The sequence below is a fragment of the Thermogutta terrifontis genome, assembly GCF_002277955.1.
GTDB classification, from domain to species: Bacteria; Planctomycetota; Planctomycetia; order Pirellulales; family Thermoguttaceae; genus Thermogutta; species Thermogutta terrifontis.
The window spans coordinates 77,009-98,309 of the sequence record NZ_CP018477.1 but is presented as its reverse complement, the minus strand read 5'-3'; the positions used below and the strand labels follow the sequence as shown (position 1 = coordinate 98,309).

16 protein-coding genes and 1 CRISPR repeat array are annotated in these 21,301 nt (G+C 58.6%); of the genes, 4 read left to right on the top strand and 12 right to left on the bottom strand.

Translation table 11 applies throughout. The features are described 5' to 3' along the window. The first annotated feature begins 36 nt into the window (after positions 1-36). Positions 37-1,239 (top strand): hypothetical protein, encoded by a 1,203-nt coding sequence (locus tag THTE_RS00385; RefSeq protein WP_095413561.1) that lies wholly within the window; start codon positions 37-39, stop codon positions 1,237-1,239. 114 nt (positions 1,240-1,353) lie between these two features. Here THTE_RS00385 and THTE_RS00380 read toward each other — a convergent pair whose 3' ends face one another. The 8 genes from THTE_RS00380 to accD form a co-directional block, all read right to left on the bottom strand. Further along, positions 1,354-2,337: a DUF1559 domain-containing protein gene (locus tag THTE_RS00380; protein WP_095416710.1), complete on the bottom strand. Its 984-nt coding sequence runs from the start codon at positions 2,335-2,337 to the stop codon at positions 1,354-1,356. Positions 2,338-2,469: 132 nt separating this feature from the next. Then, a complete protein-coding gene (locus THTE_RS00375) occupies positions 2,470-2,928 on the bottom strand; it encodes a hypothetical protein (protein ID WP_095413560.1) in 459 nt (152 codons plus the stop codon). 1,118 nt (positions 2,929-4,046) lie between these two features. Next, a CRISPR array of direct repeats spans positions 4,047-5,096; the repeat unit is 30 nt; unit sequence GTTTCAATCCCAACTTGGTTCGATTAAGAC. 256 nt (positions 5,097-5,352) lie between these two features. Continuing rightward, positions 5,353-6,549 (bottom strand): glutamate 5-kinase, encoded by a 1,197-nt coding sequence (proB, locus tag THTE_RS00365; protein WP_095413558.1) that lies wholly within the window; start codon positions 6,547-6,549, stop codon positions 5,353-5,355. Between the two features lie 56 nt (positions 6,550-6,605). Beyond that, positions 6,606-7,634, bottom strand: a complete 1,029-nt coding sequence (locus THTE_RS00360; RefSeq protein WP_095413557.1) for an ROK family protein — start codon at positions 7,632-7,634, stop codon at positions 6,606-6,608. A gap of 246 nt (positions 7,635-7,880) precedes the next feature. After that, positions 7,881-9,086: a 6-phosphofructokinase gene (locus THTE_RS00355; RefSeq protein ID WP_207651741.1), complete on the bottom strand. Its 1,206-nt coding sequence runs from the start codon at positions 9,084-9,086 to the stop codon at positions 7,881-7,883. A gap of 659 nt (positions 9,087-9,745) precedes the next feature. Further along, entirely contained in the window at positions 9,746-10,543 is a 798-nt protein-coding gene (locus THTE_RS00345; RefSeq protein ID WP_095413555.1) for a DUF72 domain-containing protein, read from the bottom strand. A 156-nt stretch (positions 10,544-10,699) separates the two neighbouring features. Next, positions 10,700-11,713, bottom strand: coding sequence for a DUF1573 domain-containing protein (locus THTE_RS00340; protein WP_157731552.1), 1,014 nt, complete (start codon positions 11,711-11,713; stop codon positions 10,700-10,702). 318 nt (positions 11,714-12,031) lie between these two features. After that, the gene (gene accD / locus THTE_RS00335) at positions 12,032-12,907 is read right to left on the bottom strand and encodes an acetyl-CoA carboxylase, carboxyltransferase subunit beta (RefSeq protein ID WP_095413553.1); all 876 of its coding nucleotides are present in this window, start codon (positions 12,905-12,907) and stop codon (positions 12,032-12,034) included. 462 nt (positions 12,908-13,369) lie between these two features. Between accD and THTE_RS00330 the strand changes: the two genes are divergently transcribed. Further along, positions 13,370-14,785: a sulfatase family protein gene (locus tag THTE_RS00330; RefSeq protein WP_237260175.1), complete on the top strand. Its 1,416-nt coding sequence runs from the start codon at positions 13,370-13,372 to the stop codon at positions 14,783-14,785. A gap of 44 nt (positions 14,786-14,829) precedes the next feature. Here the strand turns inward: THTE_RS00330 and THTE_RS00325 are convergent, their stop codons facing one another. Both THTE_RS00325 and THTE_RS00320 read right to left on the bottom strand, forming a co-directional pair. Further along, complete coding sequence (locus THTE_RS00325; RefSeq protein WP_095413552.1) at positions 14,830-15,300, bottom strand: carboxypeptidase-like regulatory domain-containing protein; 471 nt, start codon at positions 15,298-15,300, stop codon at positions 14,830-14,832. Between the two features lie 234 nt (positions 15,301-15,534). Next, positions 15,535-16,623, bottom strand: coding sequence for a DUF1559 domain-containing protein (locus THTE_RS00320; RefSeq protein ID WP_095416707.1), 1,089 nt, complete (start codon positions 16,621-16,623; stop codon positions 15,535-15,537). Between the two features lie 493 nt (positions 16,624-17,116). Here THTE_RS00320 and THTE_RS18240 point away from each other — a divergent pair, with 493 nt between their 5' ends. Next, on the top strand, positions 17,117-18,109 hold the full coding sequence (locus THTE_RS18240; RefSeq protein WP_207651740.1) for a ComF family protein: 993 nt from the start codon (positions 17,117-17,119) through the stop codon (positions 18,107-18,109). 74 nt (positions 18,110-18,183) lie between these two features. Here THTE_RS18240 and THTE_RS00310 read toward each other — a convergent pair whose 3' ends face one another. Continuing rightward, entirely contained in the window at positions 18,184-18,537 is a 354-nt protein-coding gene (locus THTE_RS00310) for a DMT family protein (RefSeq protein WP_095413551.1), read from the bottom strand. Positions 18,538-18,816: 279 nt separating this feature from the next. Beyond that, a complete protein-coding gene (gene cysC / locus THTE_RS00305) occupies positions 18,817-19,482 on the bottom strand; it encodes an adenylyl-sulfate kinase (RefSeq protein WP_095413550.1) in 666 nt (221 codons plus the stop codon). Positions 19,483-20,239: 757 nt separating this feature from the next. On the opposite strand from cysC, the gene lpxD reads away from it, so the two are divergent. Beyond that, positions 20,240-21,289: a UDP-3-O-(3-hydroxymyristoyl)glucosamine N-acyltransferase gene (lpxD, locus tag THTE_RS00300; RefSeq protein WP_095413549.1), complete on the top strand. Its 1,050-nt coding sequence runs from the start codon at positions 20,240-20,242 to the stop codon at positions 21,287-21,289. The last annotated feature ends 12 nt before the right edge of the window (positions 21,290-21,301 follow it).

The window sequence follows — 21,301 nt, the reverse complement described above, 5'->3', positions numbered from 1 at the left end:
GAAGTGCCATCAACAACGGATGATGAGGAGACCCCTATGAGTCCACGGCGTCCCCGGCAGAAAGCCAACCCTGCAAAACAGAATGACACAACCTCCGCCGAAGGATCAACCACCCCGGTGCCAACCGGCACCAACGCGACAGACAGTTCCCCCGCGGCTCAAAGCCCGGGCGAGCCACCGGACCCCACAACGCCTCTCACGGTACCCGTTCCTGAATTACTGGCGGTGGCGGAGCGCGAGCTTGATGCCGCCAAGCGCCGTGCCGCCGAGTGGCTTCTCACTTTTGCCCGGCAGAAACTGCTGACACAAGAGGAGGAACTCGCCTTGGCTGCCAAGGCATTTCTGATAAGCGCCGGGGTAAAGTGGGAGAATGTGGGCCACTTGGCGATCGGCGTCATTGGATCGCTGGAGGAATGTTTCCAGGCTTATCGCAAGACAGGACGCAGCGACCGGCAGACGCTGGAGTACTGGTTGAAAGATCGACGCCTTGAGAACAGCCTGATCGGTCCCATTCATAATGCGGCAGGCGAGCTGGTCACGTTGTGGGCCCGGCCGCTCCGACAGCTCACGCCCGGCTGGCTTTTCCGTCATCCTTGGCAGGAGACATTGGGCCTTTTCGGGGTGGAAGTGCTGGCGGGTGCCCGGCCGCCCCATGTCCTGGCGGTGGAGCGGCTTCTCGACGCGCTGGCCCTGCGGTCGCACGGCGTCCATCCGGTGGTGGCCTTCGGCGTCCGCTTCGACCGCGTGCCGCCTGAACGGTGGAGCGAGCTTCTGCGGTGGGGTGTCGTCCAGGTGACTCTCCTTCCCACGGGGCCAGGGGCATCAAAGGAAGTGTTCCACAGCCTCAGAAAGCGGTTGCGGGGTCTGGGCCGCTGTCCCGAGTTGTGGATTCTTCCGCCCCAGCGCTTGACCCTCCCTCTCGGTCGATTTGTCGCTCAGGTCGGTGGCGAAGAGTTTCTCAATCTGGTGCGTGGGCGGCGGGTGGCTCTCGTCGGCCGAAAACAATTGTTCCTCGTTGGTTCCGTCTCAGGACCGCGCGATTGTCGGAGGGAGTCGCAAACCGCTGCAATGGCGGGCGATCACCCCGGGCCGCAAGAGGTTGCTCCCCAAGTCCGGGAAGCCTCCCTCGCGGATTTGAACCTCAATCCCCCGCCGCAGCAGCATTCCGAGGACACAAACCCATTCCACCGACAAGGGCCTAAGCCGCCTTCGACGGCGGAGTGGCTGGACTTCGACTGAGCATGCCACCCGGCGTAAGAGCCCCCGACGCCTGGGCCAGAAAGCCTTTTCCCGGCATACGGTCCCGCCACATGGGCCGCTTGCAGGACAGCGATCGTTGCTTGTCGTGACGAGTCACCAGCCCGGCGTGTTGTTCCGGTCCATGCGATCGGCAAGCCAGTCGAATATCTGGCGATCGATGGTCCACGAGATGAACCGAACAGTCCCATCAACAAACAGCCCATTCATGCCGCCGGGATGCGCGCCACCAAAGTGATATCCCGGGTCGTCATCCTTGTCGGCGTCGGCGTCGTCACCATCAATGGCGGTGTCGTCGGGACCGAAGCCCGTGTGATCCTGCCCAAATCCTGTTAGCCGCAGAGTATCCGGATCCCACCCATCAGCCCAGCCGCAGTCGTCGTGCCAGTCGCCGGAGTCCCAGTTCCGCGTGAAAAGGCGTTTTTCCCCCACCACGAAGGTGTGACTCGTCCCGTCGAGGATGTCCGACATGGAGATGGGCTGCGTCGAATCGGCGGGTCGCCAGTCATGCGTCCCGAACTGCCGCCAGTTGGTCCGCACAATCACGCCGCGATAGCGACGCCCCTGCGGAACGTTCCACGTTTCCCCGTTCCAAAAATCCGTGCCGGGAACCGCGGCCGCGTAATCATTGAGGAACCGATTGCCCTGTTTGCGGATGCCGCCACGCGACGGACATTTGTACGTCACGATGACCGTCTCGCGAACTCTGTTCCAATCGGTGATCTGCAGGACGGCCGACTGTTCGATGTAATCGAGGATCTGGTACATCCAGCCCATCCCCTGTTTGTCCGGGCCAAAGGGGGCCCCGTTCGCCGGCCGCCATTCGTATTCCTCTTCTCCCGCGTAGGGTGGCCAGGGGTGGGTGCCCCCTGTGGGAAACGTCCTCCGCACGTCATGGAAATTGTGCAGCGCCAACCCAATTTGCTTGAGATTGTTACTGCACTGACTTCTCCGCGCGGCTTCCCGCGCTGCCTGAACTGCCGGTAACAACAGGGCGATCAAAATCCCAATGATGGCGATCACGACCAGCAGCTCGACGAGGGTGAAGCCCTTGGGGTGTTGGGACTGTCTCCGAGACATGGCGTCACCTCCTCTCCACCGTTCTGGTTCAGAAAAGACACTCGCCGATCACGCAAACCCGGGAATTTTCCCTTTGCCGCTTCCGCGGGTCACCCACTCGCAAGCCACGCATGGCCGAAAGGTCCCGGGCCCTTACGACGGGCGGCCCAGTTTCGCGAATTCCTCGTCGGTCACCTCCTTTACGCTTCCCAGAGTGTTGACCACATAACGGCGTCCGTTGACACCTTTCTTTTCCCAGGCGATGACAGGGGCCCCCAGAAGCTGGCCCGCTTGGGAGAGATCCCCGTAGACCACCGTGTAGGGCTCCCCATCCCGTGCCGATCGAAAGAGTTCGTCCACATTCTCAACGTGGAATTGCTGGAGAAACGCCGTTTGCTTCTGCACGAACTCGCGGAAGGCCTGCTCACTGGGTGGGGCCTTGCCCATGTGCTGGCCCATGTATTGGCCATAAAGGAGTCCCAGAACCTTGATCGTCGATTCTTCCCGGGGTTTGCTTGCCGTCCTGGTGAAACAGCCTGACTGTGCAAAGCCGGCAATCAGGGCAATACCTGCCGCCAGAGCGAACCAGACGAGCCTGACCCTTCTTTTCATGACGAGAGCTCCGCTTTGCTACCACCCCACCCCATTTGTGAACTTTACTGCCGGGCCCATCTTGAGTTTACCAAAAAAGTCCTCCATTGCAAGATTTTTTCGCTGTGGACCGCCCAGACGTCGGCCAGCCCGGTGAAGGCTGAAGCCTTCACCGAAAAGCGGCGATGAATCGCCGCACTCCATGGAGTGCGGGGCTTTAGCCCCGCTTTCATCGCGGAACTTTAGTCCGCGGTAAAACACCGATCGATCATCGAACCTCACATCGCCGACCCAACAGGCGGGTCCCTCCGAAATCTTTTCGGGATGGCACGCTTGTCGTGCCCGACGAGAAGGGATGGATGATCCAGGCGGCTAAGCGGACCTGACAAGCAGGTCCCTCCGACAAATCGTTCGCAAACGCTTCTCGTGCTCCCGGCAAAACATCTGAAATTGCCAAGGTGGATGAAGGCTGAAGCCTTCACCGAAAAGCGGCGATGAATCGCCGCACTCCATGGAGTGCGGGGCTTCAGCCCCGCTTTCCACGCGGGACTTTAGTCCGCGGTAAAACACCGATCGATCATCGAACCTCAAATCGCCGACCCAACAGGTGGGTCCCTCCGAACTTTTTTCGGAGGGGCACGCTTGTCGTGCCCGACGAGAAGGGATGGATGATCCAGGCGGCTAAGCGGACCTGACAAGCAGGTCCCTCCGACAATCTGGGGGAATTTCATGAATGGCCCCTACCGTGAACTTGGAAGACGAGTTCGAATCGCGTTAAAACGGCAGGTTGGCCCAGAAAGACCGAGCGCCCGCCTGCCATGAATCTCTGCCCGACGTTATTCTTTCCCGGCCGCGACGCTTACCATTCGCTATTCACTATTCGCCATTCGCCCCTTTATTCGTTTCAATCCCAACTTGGTTCCATTTGTTTTGGCGAATAGCGAATGGCGAATAGCGAGTGGTGAAGGTGGACAATTGGTTTTTCAGTAGACCGCCGATTGTTTCCGCAAACGCGATTGTTTTCTCTTTTCAGTTCCAAGCTAGGTGATGACACACGACTAACAGGCGGTGTACTCTTCCGTTTGACGTGCTCCAGGAATACTACTCGCAACTCGCTACTCGCCACTCGCTTTTAATTCGTTTCAATCCCAACTTGGTTCGATTAAGACTGAACCGGGCTGTTGACAGTGCCCGCGGGACAACACGCTTTCAATCCCAACTTGGTTCGATTAAGACGCCGCCCCCCCGTGGGCGGGTGTACGCCCCGCCCATGTTTCAATCCCAACTTGGTTCGATTAAGACCAGTTGAAACGGGATGGAGTAAGTGATGAGCAGATCTGCGTTTCAATCCCAACTTGGTTCGATTAAGACCTCTATCGCAAGGTCCTCAAAGAGGCCGATCAACTGGGTTTCAATCCCAACTTGGTTCGATTAAGACTCTTCAATTTTGACAACATTATCGATTAGCTTTTTCCCGGGTTTCAATCCCAACTTGGTTCGATTAAGACGTCGTCTTCCCCGCTCCGGGAACCCCAACAAAGCACCCGTTTCAATCCCAACTTGGTTCGATTAAGACTCGACCGCCAAAAACCTTCCGAGTGACCTTTTGTGTGGTTTCAATCCCAACTTGGTTCGATTAAGACAAGAGAGAGAAACACACAATGATAACGAAAAGATAAGGATAGTTTCAATCCCAACTTGGTTCGATTAAGACGTTAAACTGAACGTTACAAGTGAAGCACGCATCTTGGTTTCAATCCCAACTTGGTTCGATTAAGACCTCACGCCACGAGGCCCAAGCGGCCGTGGCCCCGCCCGGTTTCAATCCCAACTTGGTTCGATTAAGACCTCAAGGACGTGACCTGCCAGCTCGCCCTTCTCCGCTGTTTCAATCCCAACTTGGTTCGATTAAGACATAAACGCCTTCAAGCGTTCCTGAAACTCAGGATTCAGCAGTTTCAATCCCAACTTGGTTCGATTAAGACTATCCGTGCTTCAGAAGTTACATTGAGGCGAACATCTTCAGTTTCAATCCCAACTTGGTTCGATTAAGACTATGACGGTGAACACAGAGACCATTGCCGACGCTGTAGTTTCAATCCCAACTTGGTTCGATTAAGACCATCGCAGATCCGGAAAATCACGTCGATCCAGTCCGCGTTTCAATCCCAACTTGGTTCGATTAAGACCCTCCCCGGAAAGCCGATATTTTCCGGGCTTTCCACCCTCCCTCCACCCCCTGTTTTGCAGTCGATCGCCGGTCGTGCGAAAATCCCTGGAGATCGACTGCAACTAAGCGTACAAGAGCCCCAAAAATCTGTCAAGCCCGCTCCAAGAATGGCATCGAATAACCAGCTGGTGGGGATGCTACCCTTGAGACACATTCCCCAGCATGTGGCCACGGCAAGCCCCCCTGGGTAGGCATGGCCGCCCCGGCTCCCCACTTCAAGCGGAGCGGGTCACCAACAGGTTATCCCGGTGGATGATCTCCTCGTAGGGAAGCCAGCCAAGGACCTGGGCAATCTGTCGGGTCCGCAGGCCCCTGATCCGGCGGATGTCCTCGGCCGAGTAGTTGGTCAACCCTCGGGCGAATTCGCATCCGTCACAATCACAGAGGGAGACCAGGTCGCCCTTGTGGAACTGGCCGACAACATCGACGACTCCAGCGGGCAAAAGGCTCTTGCCGCGTTTTTCGATGGCCTGGCGGGCTCCGGCATCGACGATGATGCGGCCGCGGGGCTGAATGCTCAGCCCGAACCACCGTTTGCGGGCCTTGACGGTGGCGCCCTGGGCGAAAAAGAGCGTACCCACCGGTTCGCCGGCGATGATTTTTTTCAGTGCGCCGGGCTGCTTGCCGGAGGCGATGATGGCGTTAGCGCCGGCGGTGGTGACGATTTGCGCGGCCCGGAGCTTGCTTTCCATGCCTCCCTTGCTGAGGCCGGTTTTTTTGTCGCGGACGAGGGCGAACACCGAATCGTCGATTTTGCGGACGAGGGGGATGAGCTGAGATTGGGGGTCGCTGGGGTCGCCGGAGAAAAGGCCTTCCACATCGGAGAGGAGGACGAGGAGGTCGGCCTGGAGGAGGTTGGTGACGAGGGCTGCGAGTCGATCGTTATCGCCGAAGGTCATGCGCAACTCCTCCACGGCGACGGTGTCGTTTTCGTTGATGATGGGGACGGCATCGAAGCGATTGAGCAGGGCGAGGAGGGTGTTGCGGGCATTGAGATAGCTGGTGCGATTTTCGATGACGTCGGCGGTGAGGAGAATCTGGCCGACGATGTCCCCATGGTTTCGGAAATGTTCGTCGTAGGCCTGCATGAGGAGGCTTTGGCCGATGGCGGCGACGGCCTGGAGGTCGGCCAGGTTGGTGGGTCGCCCGGGCAGGCCGAGCCGTCCCACGCCCGCCCCCACCGCACCGGAACTGACGAGGGCGACTTTTCGGCCGGTGGCGCGAACGGCGTGAATTTCCTCGGCGAGCTGGGCGATGCGTTCCTGGTTGAGTCGCCCATCGGGGTGAGTGACGACGCGGGTCCCCACCTTGACGACGAGCAGTTTGGTTTCGGTGGCGATCTCGCGCCGGATGAGGTCCGGCGAGGCGGAAGGACTGGCGGTGGCGGATGTTTCTGAAGTTTTTTCCCCCACGTGGATGACACCTCCCGATTCACTCTTCCATGAAAGCGGCTGTGCTGCGGTGGAATTCAGGATTTTTTGAGTTTTTCCAGACGGGCGATGCCCGCCGCACCGATGAATCCGGCGTTGCCGCCGAGCGTGGCGAAGTCGATTTCGGTGGTATCTCCGACAGCCGGGTAAGCACGGAGAAAGACCTCCTGTTTGACGCGTTCCAGGAAGATCCGGCCGATGCGACTTTCTTTCCCGCCAAAGGTCATGGCGCCCCCGATGAGGATGCCGTTGGGGTCGATAGTGTGCATGAGGTTGACGATGCCGATGCCGAGGTATTCGGCGGTTTCGAGGATGAGCTGGCGGGAGAGTTCATCTCCGGCCTCGGCCATTTCGGCGATGAGTTTCGGTTCGAGCTTGGCACCTTCGGCGAGTCGGCGGGAAAGCATGCTGACGCGTCCTGCGGCGAGGGCCTCCTGGGCGCGTTTGGTCACGGCGGTGGCGCTGGCGTAGGCCTCGAAGTGTCCGCGACGGCCGCAGGAGCAACTCCGCGCGTCGGGGCGGCAGTCGATAACGGTGTGTCCGTATTCACCGCCGTGGCTGTGCTCGCCGTCCAGGAGGAGATCGCCGACAATGATCCCGCATCCGATTCCTGTGCCCAGGGTGAGGAGGATCAAGCTGTGGAAGCGTTGTCCCGCTCCCACCCATTTCTCACCGAAAGCGGCGGCGGTGGCATCGTTGGCGAAGGTGACGGGCATGCCACAGTGTTCGCTGACGCGGTCGCGGATGGGGAAGTACTCCCAGCCCTTGAGATTGGCGGGGACCATGAGGCGTCCACCGGGGATGTCCATGGTGCCTGGGGAGCCGAGGCCAACGCCGGCGACTTCCTCGGGTCGCAGACCTGCCTCCTGGATGGCACGGCGGATGAGGGCGCCGATGCGGCGTGCTCCATCTTCCGGGCCGCGTTCAACGAGGGTGGGTTCCTGCCCGACCCACAGCACCTGTCCCCGGTCATCGGTGACGCCCGCCTTGATGTTTGTGCCCCCCAAATCGACTCCCACATAAAACGGTGGCTGGGCCTGTTGCTTTGTAATCAACTTAAGTTCCATACCTGTCACCTTTGTCGCGTTGCCAATCACTCCCGGGTGCCGGATGATCAATGCCAGGGGGAATCTGTCCTGACGTTATCTTTCTAAGAATAAACCCCGCGCGGGAGAAATTTCCCGCTGGGGAATGTCGATAACATGCCCCTCGCTATTTTCTCAGGATATCGACGGGCGGCTCGGGTGCAAAGCACGACCGATTTTCTTCAGGGACGCACCGACCGGGGAAATGGGTCGGCATGATCCGCCGATTTACGCCCCGACTTTGTAGCCTTTGAGGCGAACATATTCGGGCAGGGGGCCCACCAGGGGACGTGCGTATTCGAGGAACGCTTCCGTGACGTAGTTGCCTTCGGCGCTGATGAACTCATCGGGCATTGGTTTGGCCTTGATGGCGACCTCGGCCAGCGGGACGGTATCCAGCCGATAGCGATAGGGTTGACTCGATTCCCGACGGATGGAGACCATCATGCCGCTGACACCTTCGGAGGCCAGTCGCACCGCTTCCCTGCCGCAGGCATAGGCTTCCTCGAGATCGATTTCGCTGACGCGATCTGCCGCGCACATTTGGAGAGATTCGCACACCTGGAACTCGCCCCGCCAGCCGTAGGTCTGGCTGATCATGCGATGGAGCATCATGGCGGCACTGGTGCCCCCCATGGCGCCGAATTCAACGTTGGAGAACTGGTCAGTGACGGTGGCCTGGCTGACCGGGCGGCCATCGGGATAGGTGATTCCCTCCCCGCAGACGACGCTGCACCAACCGAATTTGTCGTAGACGCGCTTGACGTCGGCGAGGAATTTATCGCGATCGAAGGGGCGTTCCGGGACCAGGATGATGTGGGGGGCATCGTCTTCTGCCGATTTGGCGAGGGCAGAGGCCGCTGCCAGCCAGCCCGCGGAACGACCAACCGTCTGGAAAATGACGAACTGATCGACGCGGCGCATGTCCCGCGCCAGCATGCCCGCCTGCCGCACCGAGATGGCCACGTACCGTGCGGCGCTGCCGTAGCCGGGCGTGTGGTCGGTTCCAAACAGGTCATTATCGACCGTCTTGGGAATGCCCACGCCGAGCATCGGATAGTTCTGCTTGCGGCAGAACTCTTCCAGACGATGGATGGTGTCCATCGTGTCGTTCCCGCCGATGAGGAACACATACCGGATGTTGAAGCGCTGGAGTTGCTCCAGCAGGCGAGGGAAATCCTCATCCCGGAGTTTGTAGCGACAGCTTCCCAGGGCGGAGCTGGGTGTTCGTTTGAGGGCTTCGATTGTTTCGGGGGCTTCCTGATAGAGGTCGATGACGTCGCTTTCCAGAAAGCCCTGGACGCCGAATCGCATGCCCAAGCAGCGTTCGATCTCCGGATACTGTCGGCAGGCTTCGATGACGCCACAAAGACTGGCGTTGATGACGGCCGTCGGGCCACCGCTCTGACCGACAATCGCATTTCCCCGCATCATGGAGCGTCTCTCCTTTCTGGTGGATGCTGGTGGGAGCCGTCCCGCACAATCTGTCGGTACTCCCGGGCAAGGTCGCAACGTTTTGCCTGGCCAAAACCAGGATGGAACCAATCACAGAAAAAGAACCGCGGCTGTGGACCGTGTCAGCCACTCATTTGCCGGAGAACTCTTTTACTTTGCTCCCCGCAGATGCGGACGTCAAGCCCACGGGCCAATTGACCCGTCCCCACCTTGGCTCCGCCTTGGGAAAGTCGCTTGAACCTCGGCGAGGTCTTGAGAGGGGTGAACGCCAGGCGGGAGGGGCCTTTCGAAAGGACCCGCTCGTCGGGGCCAATCAACACGGATCGATAACCCATTGGCCTTTCACCGGGCACGACAAGCGTGCCCCTCCGAACGATTTCTCGGAGGGACGTGCTTGTCACGTCCGTTTTTCTCGGAGGGACCTGCTTGTCGGGTCCGCCGTTTGGCGTTGGATCAACCATTGGTGTTTACCGGGGACTGAAGTTCCGCGTAGAGAGCGGGGCTAAAGCCCCGCACTCCATGGAGTGCGGTGACGCGGAGTGGACAATCCAAGCTTGGACGGCGGACCCGACAGGCGGGTCCCTCCGATGTTGTGGGGGCCATTCTTGAATTGCCCGGACCGATGGCTTGGTCAGACGTCATTTTTCTTTCAAGGCCTGGGCGAGAAGGTCCCGAAAAACGCGGGCGTTCTCCACGGCGTGGGCATCGTAATCGTTGTTGAAGAAGGCGTACACGGTGCGGACGGAGGAAGTCCTGATCGCCGCAACGACGCGTTCGACCCACGGTTGCAGCTCCTCGGGCGAGTAGTCATAACGATAAAGCTGGCGCCCCAGCCCGTGGAACCGCAGATAAAGGAAATCCGTGGTGGAAATGATGCTGTCCGGCAAGCGGGGATGGCTCACAGCGACAAAGGGGATTTGATGGTGGCGGAGGAGCTTTTCGGCTTCCGCATCCCACCACGAGGCATGGCGGAATTCCATCGCATGCCGGACATGGGGTATCGCGGCGGCTTCATCTCTGAGAAGAGCGAAAAAACTTTCCAAACAAGGCAAATCTGGCCGAAACGAGGGGGGAAGCTGCCAGAGAATCACCCTCAGTTGCTGGAGAGGTGCCACCCGCCCGATGAATTCCCGCAGTTCAGCCTGGCAATCCTGCAGCCGCTTCAGATGCGTGATGCGTCGGGATCCCTTCACAGCCACATGGAAGTCGGGGGGCATCCGACGGTTCCAGCCGGTGACCATCGAGGCGGTGGGGAGGCGATAGAAGGTGGCGTTGATTTCCACCGCGTTAAACTGGGTGGCGTAAAACTCCAGTCGGGCCGGACCTTTTATATCCTCGGGGTAGAACTTGCCGCTCCAATCATCGTAAGTCCAGCCGGACGTCCCGATTCTCAGATCGATTTGAACGTTCTGTTGAGCCGATTGACGCTTGCCCATTGCTGCGGCCTGATAATGGAAAATCGAACCTGACGCATCGCGCGATGCGTCACCCAGTGCGCGGGACGATTCTATTTTGGTCGTGTCGGCAAGCGTCAGGAACAGGCCACGGGACTCGTCCGGTCCGCCAGAGAACAACGCAGTCAGGACGCGGTGCTATTGCCCGTTGGCCTTGATTGTGCCAAGCACAGGGACCTTGAGTTGTTCGTAGCCCGACAGGTTCGTCTCGATGACGATTTCCCCGCGGATGGGGCCCGCCGTTTGATCGGCCGTAAAGGTCACGGGAATGACCTGGACGCTCTTTTCCGTGTCGGGTAGGACAAAGCTGAATCGTTTGTCGGGAACCTGAAGTCCCACCACTCGGAAGGGAATCCGCGCTTGAACGACGAGGTTTTTCGCGACCGTTTGTCCAGGCGACAGCGTTCCCAGGGCGAGCTGGGCCGGCTGAACGGTGACCTGGGGCACGACCGAACCCTCCACCGGCAGCACGAGCCGTCTGGCTTCTTCCAGAGTGTCGTTGGTCAAAAGTTCGATTTGTTCCTGGAGATATCCCGCCGGCGCATTCGGTTTGAGCGTGACCACTAACTGGTAACTCACCTCACCGGCACCACGTCCCGTCTGATTGATTTGCACATCGAGGAAATCGGCGCTGGGGACAGCCTTGACAATCTGCCAGTCACTCCGCCCTGCGTAGAGGAGCTTGACGGTGCGCTCGGCAGCGGAGCCCTGCGGCACGGCATTGAAGAGGACGACTCCCGGATCAAACACGACGTCGCTGCGGATGTACACGTAAGTGTGCAATTGCACCTCGGCCGGAAAGGGCTTGTCGAACGTCACCGTGATGGTGGCGTCTTTTCGGCCCAGAAAACCCCGTGTATCCACCGTGGCAACGATGGCGCCGGTTTCAAACGTCTTGAGCGTGTCTTTGGTGATGCGGGGCTGAGTGCATCCGCAGGAGGTGCGCACGGAAGCGATGTGGACATCCTCCACATAGATGTTCTTGAGGGGAAAAACGTGTTCGACCTTGGCACCCCGGGCGACCATTCCAAAATTGTGGCTGGTGTGGTCAAACATGGCCTCCGCCCACTTTTGTGCCCAGGCGAAGTTTGATGCGAAGAGAAACAGAGTGGCGAAAGCCGCGGGCAATGTCATCCGTGTCACGGTGGGCATGGTGGTGGTCACTCCTTTTTTCGATTCCCCGAAGGATGGATTGGGAACATCCTGGAAAGCCCCAGAAGAAGCACAAGGGTTGTACTTTCTGAAGCCGAATCGAAGCAGACAGCAGGAAACACGCCGTCCTGCAGGGCGAGCGGTACGGTCGTTCACCGCCGATTTCTGCGTAAAGGATAGCGACTTTTCCGGTAGGAAACAACGGCAATCCCGCTGAGTGGTTAGGCCAGCGCAATCATTTCGCGGGGCGGACATAGCCGGTTCAGAAAGCCGGCCAAGCCGTTCAGCGGCACTCAGTTGGTCGGGTGGGAGAGGACACTATTTGCCGCAGTAGTCGATAATGCGGGCGAGTTCGGATTTGAGCTCCGGCCGACGAACAATCCGATCGATAAAGCCATGCTCCAGCAGAAATTCGCTGGTTTGAAAGCCCTTCGGCAACTCGATACGGATGGTGGCCATAATCGTGCGCGGGCCAGCAAAACCGATCAGGGCCTTGGGCTCAGCGATGACGACGTCTCCCAGCGAGGCAAAACTGGCCGCCACGCCACCCATTGTGGGATTTGTCAGAACGGAGATATACAAACCGCCGGCGGCGTCGAACCGGGCAAGAGCTGCGGAAACCTTGGCCATCTGCATGAGGGAGAAAACTCCCTCCTGCATGCGAGCTCCCCCACCGGAGCCGGAGACAATGATAAGAGGGAGCTGTTCCTCCTGGGCCCGTTCGATAAGCCGCGTGAGTTTCTCCCCCACGACGGAGCCCATGCTTCCCATCATGAAGGCGGAATCCGTCACGCCGATGGCCACCCGGCGCGCCCGAATCATCCCTGTGCCCACGACGGCCGCATCGCGCAGGCCAGTGCGTTCCTGCTCACGGCGAAGACGTTCCCGATAGGGCATTTTATCCACAAATTCGATAGGGTCGCACGGTTCGAGATCGGCAAACCATTCCTCGAACGTGCCCTCATCGAGAAGCTGGCGGATGCGTTCCCGGGCCGATACATACCAGTGGTAGTCGCACTCCGGACAGACGCCGAGAAGCTTCTCCACATCTTTTCGGAAGACCGTGGCACCGCAACCAGGGCACCGCAGCCAGAGACCGGCAGGTACCCCCCGTTTGGGACGCTTGGTCAAATTTTCCCAGCTATTCGCGCCCTGCGCCTGAGAAACTGCTGATGCGGACGGATTCTCCGACATGGCCCTTCTGTATTCCTTCTTCTGTCGTTGCCTGGCTTGTGACCCTCCCGCCCGTCTGACGCATCCGGGAACGTGTTCCTTCCACTGCTTGCCCAGATGGAACGCCCCACTTCACCTTCAAATCGGCCGCGATCGCTTGCCCCAATTAGCCAAATCCTGCCCACAACCACAAAAGTATCCCTGCTCGGGCGATGAAACTCAACCCCCCATTGTGGTTTATGCCGGAAATACTCTAGCGGGACAGGGCGGCTGATGCAAGACGGAAAATCGTTACAATCTTAACGTCGTCGGAGCTGCATGCCGTGTTGCAGTCGAAGGGTACGGCATGGCCTTCAGAGCTGAGACCGGAATGCAGCCCGGGCGGCCAGTCTCGTGTTCGACTTGGTGAATCGCGTGGGGTGGGAATCTCGATTTCACAATCGTCAGGAATTCCCTGGACCTTTCCCGCAGAGGAATGCAGCCATGATCAAATGCATGCGAATTGCGGCGATCGCGTTTTTTGTGTGGGGATGCATTCTCGGCAATGGCAGTCTCTGGGCGGAGTCGAAAGGGCGTCCCAACGTGGTTGTCATTCTGGCGGATGATTTGGGCTGGGGTGATCTGGGGTGCTTTGGGGCTCCGGACCTGGAAACGCCTCACGTGGACCGCCTTGCACGGGAAGGCATGCGGATGATCAATTTTTACGCCAATTGCCCTGTGTGTTCGCCCACCCGGGCTTCGCTGCTGACTGGCTGCTATCCCGATGCGGTGGGCGTGCCGGGGGTCATCCGCACGCACAGCAACAATTCCTGGGGTTATCTCAATCCGCAGGTGGAACTGCTTCCGGCGTTTCTCGCGCAGGCTGGGTATCACACGGCGCTGGTGGGAAAGTGGCATTTGGGCTTGGATCGTCCCAACATCCCTACTGCCCGGGGATTCGCCTATTTTCACGGCTTCCTGGGCGACATGATGGACGACTATTTCAACCATCGCCGTCACGGAATCAACTACATGCGGGAAAACGAAACTGAGATCGATCCGGCCGGGCATGCCACGGACCTTTTTACCCGCTGGGCCTGTGAGTACATCGATTCCCGCGCGGATTCAGCTCGGCGGGGCCAACCGTTCTTCCTCTACCTTGCCTACAATGCCCCCCATGTGCCGATCCAGCCGCCGGACGAGTGGCTCCAGCGTTACCGTCAACGACATCCTGATGCTCCAGAACGACGGGCCAAATTAGCAGCCCTCATTGAACACATGGACTGGGGTATTGGCGAGGTGCTGAATACTTTGGACAGATCCGGTCTTGCCGAGGAAACGCTTGTCATTTTCACCAGCGACAACGGCGGCCAGCTTGATGTGGGTGCTCGTAACGGCCCCTATCGCTCCGGCAAAGGGACGATGTATGAAGGCGGTATTCGAGTGCCGATGGTGGTTCGCTGGCCCGGCCGGATAGCGCCGGGGAGCCAGAGTGACGCGGTGGCCATCACCATGGACCTGTTCGCCAGCATTCTCGATGCCGCCGGTGCGGTTGTGCCGGAAGGACGCACCGGTGTGACGCTGCTGCCGATCTGGAAAGGAGAAAAGAATCGCTTGCCATCGCGGGACCTGTTTTGGGTTCGCCTGGAGGGAGGTGTCTTTAGCTACGCCGCCCGGCGCGGGGATTACAAGCTCATCCGGCCTGCACCGCAAAAGGGTAAGCAGCCGCCGGATGAACTCTATGACCTGGCAGCGGATCCCTACGAGAAACAGGATTTGCGGACAACCCGTCCTGAACTGTACGAGGAGATGGTGCGATTACTGGAGGAGCACATCCAATCGGTTAAGGACATCCCATGGCGGGACGAACGCGGCTTGGGCCCCGGGGAAATTCCCCCTGCAACGACGTCGACCCGTTAGGGAAAAGCCAACTACTCGAGGCCGTTTGCCTTTGCAACAGTTGATTAATCTGTCAACTCAAGCACACCGAGATCATGCCGGCCCGATTGCGGGATCGTACATTCTAAAGGTGTCGTGTTAGGGTTAGAATATTTTGCCGGAATTGCCGCTGGGGCGGGCTTGGCCAAGGATTGCTCTTTTGTGATGTCCGGCATTTCTGCAGCATCGGCGGCGGCCTCAACGGCAGCGGCTTTGGTAATTACGATTTTATATTTTCCCGGCATCGCTCCGTCTCTGGGGTTCATGGTTGTCAGCTCAAATCGGCCTTGGGCATCAGTTTTTCCCACGGCTGCCCGCTGCCCTTCCAGTGGAGAAAGCATGACAGAAGCATCCGCGACAGGCTGCCCCTTATACACAAGCCGGCCGGTCGTTTTAACCAGCGGGAAGTGAGACTTTTTACCGCACCCTGGCAGATTTGCAAATGCGATCAGCAGGCCTAGCAGAATGGCAGTCGTTTTAACCGATCGGTTGGACATGTTCCATGCTCCCTCTTGCGATCAAAATCCCGGGTTTCTTTCCGTGGTCGCGCGGGCGTGACGATCAGCACGGGTTTCGCACTGAGATCAAGCCGCCGGAATCAATGTAACCCGGTGTGAACCCGGCACACCTGTCTGAGTCATGCAACCACCTGCTGAAGTCTGAAATGATGGAGCGGGCACTTGTCGTGCTCAGTGTTTCGGGCTCGGTCGCGGGCGATCGCCACGAGCTGATTAGAAACTGGGAATGGTCTCCCCAGATGCCATGGACCCCAGGGCACCCCATACGCCATAAGGGCTTTTCATTTGCACGAATCCGTTGATGCCATCGGGTTCCGGGGCTGCAAGGTTTCCCGTATCAATCGTATCACTCACGAATCGCACGGAGGCATCGCACATCAACACATTGACCCCGCCGGGATGATTGCTGTTTGGCGGGTAGACGCCCCAGTAGCAATACTGCGCTTCGCCACAAGCGCAAGAGGGGGCATTGGGAGGCAGCACCGTGGTGATGCCCTGAACATGGGCATGACCTTCAGCCCAATAACGGCCCCGTGTCGCCCATACCGTTCCAGTAAGGAGGCTTCGATCATTGGGGTCAACTCGCGTGTAACATGTGATTGGACTTTGGCTTAGACCGCTTTGGTTCGCAGCCACGCCACCTTTGACAAACCGTTGACGGTTGGCTACAGCTCCCACCAGTGCCTCGGAAGCTGCGATCGTGTTGGAAGAACCATCGGTGATATCCTGAAACCCCTTCCAGGTAAGGCGTCCGAAAGGCGACCGGGGGTTTGTAGCCAAATAGTTGTTATAGATCTTATCCCCGAAGCTCAAATGGTAATTGGTAAAACCCTGGCGGGTTGGGGCGGGTAACTGGTGCGCGGGCCCATCGGAGGGGCATAACAATAGGGATATCTGTCCTTGAATTGGCGGCCAACCACGGCCGGAGTCTTCATAAGCATAAGGGCCAAAGGCCGGATAGTACTGCCCATTCACCGTCATCGGAGACGATACTTGTTGCCAGCGCGCCGTTTCCTCGTAGTACGGAAGAAGCGAGACCCACCCTACCATATAACCGTAATTGCAGTCGTAGTGGTTTGGCCATGCGCACCCTGTCGTTCCGGCATTGAACGCGCAGAAAACCTTGTGCACATCGTGGTAATTATGCAGGGCTAGACCGAGTTGTTTGAGATGATTCGAGCAGTCGCTTCGTCGCGCGGCCTCCCGCGCAGCTTGGACTGCAGGAAGCAGAAGGGCGATCAAGATACCGATGATCGCAATTACCACGAGCAACTCGACGAGAGTAAAGGCCTTACGCTGCATCGCACACCTCCTCGACTCACATGACTAGAGAATGCAACGCGGAAACTTGGACCCACCTACCTTCCTGGCTTCGCACTTCCCACGCCCCGACCATATTACAGACAGCAAATCCTTCTGTCAAGCGCTATGTGTCTTATTTCGAAGATAAAAACGTTGACTTTGACGGTATCATTCATCTTCGTCAAGTCTTTTCTAAACGCGTTTTGTGCGGGTGCCGCCAGAATCGAGAATTGGCTGTCTGCGGTGGAGTCCGAAAGAATGGGCTGAAACAATTAATCTTAATTCGACGAGGAAACGGACATTGGCGTCCTGTGCTCGGAAGGGTTTATTTGTCCGAGAACGTTCGGCATGCCCCGGAACTCCCTCTGACTGGCCCTGTCTTGTAAAGTAGGACGGTGACTGTGAAAAAAGCGGCGTGAGTTGTGATTGCAATCAAGTGCGACCCGTCCTGGGGTAATTCCCCTCCGCCACCCCGTTTGGGCTTCCCGCTGCCATGTCGTTTCTGAATCTCCTTTATCCCCCGTTGTGTGCGGCGTGTGGTCAGCCGGTCTTCTGGGATGGGGATCCTCCAGGCTGGGATCGGGTTTTCGAGGGGCATGTCCATGCCTATCCGGATCGCCTATATGAAGCCCTTTGGGAAGGCGGACGGCCACCGCGGCGGGGAGCGAGCAATCTGCTTTGCCCGGCCTGTCTTGCCCAGTTGTCTTTTCCGGCATGGAAGGCATGTCCACGATGCGGAGGGAAGGCCGACACGGAGAACTTGCTTCCTAACGGCTGCTCCTGGTGTCACCGCGAGAAGTTTGCCTTTTCAAGGACTGTGTCACTGGGACCATACTGGGGCCCGCTCCGCAACGTCATCACGGCGATGAAACTGCCTCAGGGAGAACGTCTCGCCCGAGCCATGGCCCGTGTGTTCTGGTGCCAGAGAGGAGCACAACTCCGCGCGTTGGCACCGGACTGTGTTGTTCCCATTCCCATGCACAGGCGTCGCAAACGGCATCGACACATGAACAGCCCAGAGGTGCTCGCCGACGTCCTGGCGACTTTTCTGAGGCTTCCTTGCGAGAAACATCTTCTCCGCCGCACGCGGCCGACCCTTCCGCAATCCTCTCTCAAACCGGCCCAGCGATGGAAAAACGTTCGCGGGGCGTTCTCAGTGGTGTCCACGTTCTGGGACCGGATTGTGGCGAAGCGCACGCGCGACCGGCGTTCCGGTTGGGTGACGTTCCGTCAAAAAAGAGACCCGCTCAAAGAGGAATCCACCCCCGAGCGGACAGCAAAACAAGGAGCTCGTTCGCGGGCCATTCATCCCCGGTTGGCGGGCCGCCGGGTTCTGTTGGTGGATGATGTTCTCACGACGGGCGCCACCTGTCACGAAGCGGCGAAAGTCCTTCTCGAAGCGGGTGCCCAGGAGGTGTTCGTCGCTGTCCTTGGTCGCGGACAGACCCCCGCCACGGTTGACTTTGAACCGGAAAACCCATGGTAAAAGGAAGCCCCCATCCACCGCGGACTGCGGATTGGCGAGGCGAATCGATCACAGCGGGAAAACTCGTCTTCGGATCACGCGCCGTGAGTGATTCCCCGGAACATGAAGAACGCCGCGACCACCAGGCAGACCCCTGCGATCGCGTAGTTCCAGTTGACAGGTTGCCGCATATAGAAGGTGGAAAAGGCCGCGAAAACGGCCATCGTGATCACCTCCTGCATGACTTTCAGTTCCGGTAGCGAATAATACCGGCTTCCGATGCGATTCGCCGGCACTTGCAGGCAGTACTCGAAGAATGCCACCGCCCAGCTCGCAACTATGGCCAGGAAAATGGGGGCATTCTTGAGATCTTTAAGGTGTCCGTACCAGGCGTACGTCATGAAAATGTTGGAACCGATCAACATGAGGATGGGCAAAAGTTTTTCCATAGCCGTGCGTTACCCTCTAAAAAACAACCCCAGATGGAGATGTACAGAGTGCCACCGCGCTTCGGAAAGTTCGAATCGAAGGCTCAGGGCAACTCGCCCTTCTCGGCAGGATGGAGAGAGAAGGCACCTGCGGGAAGGAAGTTTAACGCAATCCTACTTTCCGGATCGAATGGAATCAAGGCCGAAATCGGTCGGATGGATCTTGTTACTTCGACGTGACTTACGGCATGAATCGGCCGCCGGTGGACGCCACCTGCGATAGCCCGGTCGTTTTGGGATTTACTTACTGGCGGGGATGATGCCGTGGGTTTTCAGGTAGTCGAGGACGATGTCGGCCAGTTCCTCCGGGGAATGTCGGGCGGCATCGAGATGGATTTCGGGGTTGAGCGGCGGTTCGTAGGGATCGTCGATGCCGGTGAAGCCCTTGATCTCGCCAGCCCGCGCCTTTTTGTAGAGCCCTTTGGGGTCTCGCGCTTCGCACACCTCAAGAGGAGCATCCACGAAGATCTCAATGAAATCTCCCGGTTTCATGGTAGCCCGGACGCGGTCGCGGTCGATGCGGTAGGGACTGATAAAAGCGGTGATGGCGATGATGCCCGCCTCGCAGAAGAGCTTGGCCACGGCTCCAATCCGGCGGATGTTCTCCTCGCGATCCTGGGGCGAAAATCCCAGCCCGAAGCGCTTGGCGAATTCTTCCCCATGCCGTTCCCGCAGCATGGCGGGGCTGGCGTTCAGACCGTGGCGGATGTTATCGCCGTCAAGGACAAAACTGTGGTATCCCAGCGAGTAGAGTCGATGGTCGACGAGGTTAGCGAGCGTGCTTTTTCCGGAGCCGCTCAGGCCGGTAAACCAGAGAACGCAACCCTTGTGGCCGTTCAGCTTTTCCCGCTCTTCGCGCGTGACGGCATGTTCGTGCCAGAAGACCTTGGCCTCGCCTGTGCTCATGGCTTTCCTCTTAATGTTCCAACAAATATTCGCTGGGTTGAAACCTCAAGAACTTCGTTGGGTGTCTGATTCAAACCCGTTCCCGGCTTGGGTGGGCGGACACCGAAGACCGCAACTTTCTTGTTTTCCAATCTTTCCTGGATCACTCAGACTACCGAAAGAGTCCACCGGACGGCAAGCAGAAAAATCCATTATGAGGGAATCGATCAATTTAGGAAAGATACCAGAGAGGCGACCGCACCCCGGCATGATGTGACAGCCAACTGGTTCGACGCACGGTAGGGGCAATTCATGAATTGCCCCTACCCAACGTCGGAGGGACGTGCTTGTCGCGTCCGCCTTTCGGAGGGACCTGCTTGTCGGGTCCGCCTATTAACGTTTGATCGTCCATCGCTTATCACCGGGCACGACGAGCGTGCCCCTCCGATTCCTTTTGCCGGAGGGACCCGCTTGTCGGGTCCGCCGTCCAAGTTGGATCGTCCATTCCGCCTCACCGGGCACGACAGGCGTGCCCCTCCGAATCATGTTTTTCGTTAACGGGAAGGACAATGGTTCACCGGTAGGGGCAATTCATGAATTGCCCATACCAAACATATCGCGCATGCCATCTCAGGTTTTTGCAGAATGGGGATGTCGGAATGAGTTGATCTTGCCTGCCGAGGGGACTTTGAGATAGCATATCAAACACTCGACGGCATGGGCGACAGGCCCCGGCAGACAACGATTCGACCCGAGCAAAAAACGGAAAGGACGCCGTATGCCGACCACCCTGGGTGAACTTAGCGCCCTCGTTGGAGGGGATCTCGTCGGGCCGGCAGATCTGGTCATTGAAGGAGCTGCCCCGCTTGGGGAGGCCGGTCCGCGCCAGATCACCCTCATCGATCGTCCGGAACGGTTATCCAAGGTCTCCGCGAACGAAATCGCCGCAGCCGTGGTTCCCCGCAAGGTCGAGGCCGCGCCTTTCCCGATCATTCGGGTGGAGGACGTCCACCGGGCCTTCAGCCTCATCGTCCGATTCTTTCGACCCCCTCGGGAAAACGAGCGGAAGGGAATTCATCCCCAAGCCATTGTCAGCCCCACCGCGCGGCTTGGTCCAGACGTGGAAGTCCATCCCTTCGCCTTCATCGGCGATGATGTGGAGATTGGGGAAGGTTCCACAATTCATTCCGGCGTGCGGATTCTGCCCGGCTGTAAGATTGGACGTCAGGTCACGATCTTTCCCAACGCGGTCTTGTACGAAAATACCATCGTCGGAGACCGCTGCATCATCCACGCGGGGGCCGTGCTGGGGGCTTACGGGTTCGGATACTGCTGCGAAGATGGCAGGCACGTCCTTGCCAGCCAGTACGGGAATGTCGTCCTGGGCGACGATGTGGAGATCGGGGCCAACACCACAATCGATCGCGGTACCTACGGTTCCACGACCATCGGCGAGGGAACGAAAATCGATAATCTCGTGATGATCGGTCATAACTGCCGCATTGGCCGTCACAATCTGATTTGCGCCCAGGTGGGCATCGCCGGCAGTACAACGACCGGCGACTACGTGGTGATGGCCGGCCAGGTCGGTGTCCGTGACCATGTGCATATTGGAGAAGGAGCCGTGCTGGGGGCCATGGCGGGCGTCATCAATGACGTGCCTCCGCACGCGCGATTCGTGGGGATTCCTGCCACCCCGGAACGCGAACAGATGCTCAAACAGGCTGCCTTCGCCAAATTGCCCGAAATGCGGCGGCAGCTTAAAGAAATTCAGGAGACTCTTCGTCAACTGGTGGCCCGTCTGGATCAGTCCAAGGAAGCGGCGTGAAGGAGACGTCAC

Bases quoted from the DNA above. Each gene is read 5' to 3' on its own strand.
- THTE_RS00385 (WP_095413561.1), top strand. From the start codon at position 37: ATGAGTCCACGGCGTCCCCGGCAGAAAGCCAACCCTGCAAAACAGAAT.
- THTE_RS00380 (WP_095416710.1), bottom strand. From the start codon at position 2,337: ATGTCTCGGAGACAGTCCCAACACCCCAAGGGCTTCACCCTCGTCGAG.
- THTE_RS00375 (WP_095413560.1), bottom strand. From the start codon at position 2,928: ATGAAAAGAAGGGTCAGGCTCGTCTGGTTCGCTCTGGCGGCAGGTATT.
- THTE_RS00360 (WP_095413557.1), bottom strand. From the start codon at position 7,634: ATGGAACTTAAGTTGATTACAAAGCAACAGGCCCAGCCACCGTTTTAT.
- THTE_RS00355 (WP_207651741.1), bottom strand. From the start codon at position 9,086: ATGATGCGGGGAAATGCGATTGTCGGTCAGAGCGGTGGCCCGACGGCC.
- THTE_RS00345 (WP_095413555.1), bottom strand. From the start codon at position 10,543: ATGGGCAAGCGTCAATCGGCTCAACAGAACGTTCAAATCGATCTGAGA.
- THTE_RS00340 (WP_157731552.1), bottom strand. From the start codon at position 11,713: ATGCCCACCGTGACACGGATGACATTGCCCGCGGCTTTCGCCACTCTG.
- accD (WP_095413553.1), bottom strand. From the start codon at position 12,907: ATGTCGGAGAATCCGTCCGCATCAGCAGTTTCTCAGGCGCAGGGCGCG.
- THTE_RS00330 (WP_237260175.1), top strand. From the start codon at position 13,370: ATGATCAAATGCATGCGAATTGCGGCGATCGCGTTTTTTGTGTGGGGA.
- THTE_RS00325 (WP_095413552.1), bottom strand. From the start codon at position 15,300: ATGTCCAACCGATCGGTTAAAACGACTGCCATTCTGCTAGGCCTGCTG.
- THTE_RS00320 (WP_095416707.1), bottom strand. From the start codon at position 16,623: ATGCAGCGTAAGGCCTTTACTCTCGTCGAGTTGCTCGTGGTAATTGCG.
- THTE_RS18240 (WP_207651740.1), top strand. From the start codon at position 17,117: ATGTCGTTTCTGAATCTCCTTTATCCCCCGTTGTGTGCGGCGTGTGGT.
- THTE_RS00310 (WP_095413551.1), bottom strand. From the start codon at position 18,537: ATGGAAAAACTTTTGCCCATCCTCATGTTGATCGGTTCCAACATTTTC.
- cysC (WP_095413550.1), bottom strand. From the start codon at position 19,482: ATGAGCACAGGCGAGGCCAAGGTCTTCTGGCACGAACATGCCGTCACG.
- lpxD (WP_095413549.1), top strand. From the start codon at position 20,240: ATGCCGACCACCCTGGGTGAACTTAGCGCCCTCGTTGGAGGGGATCTC.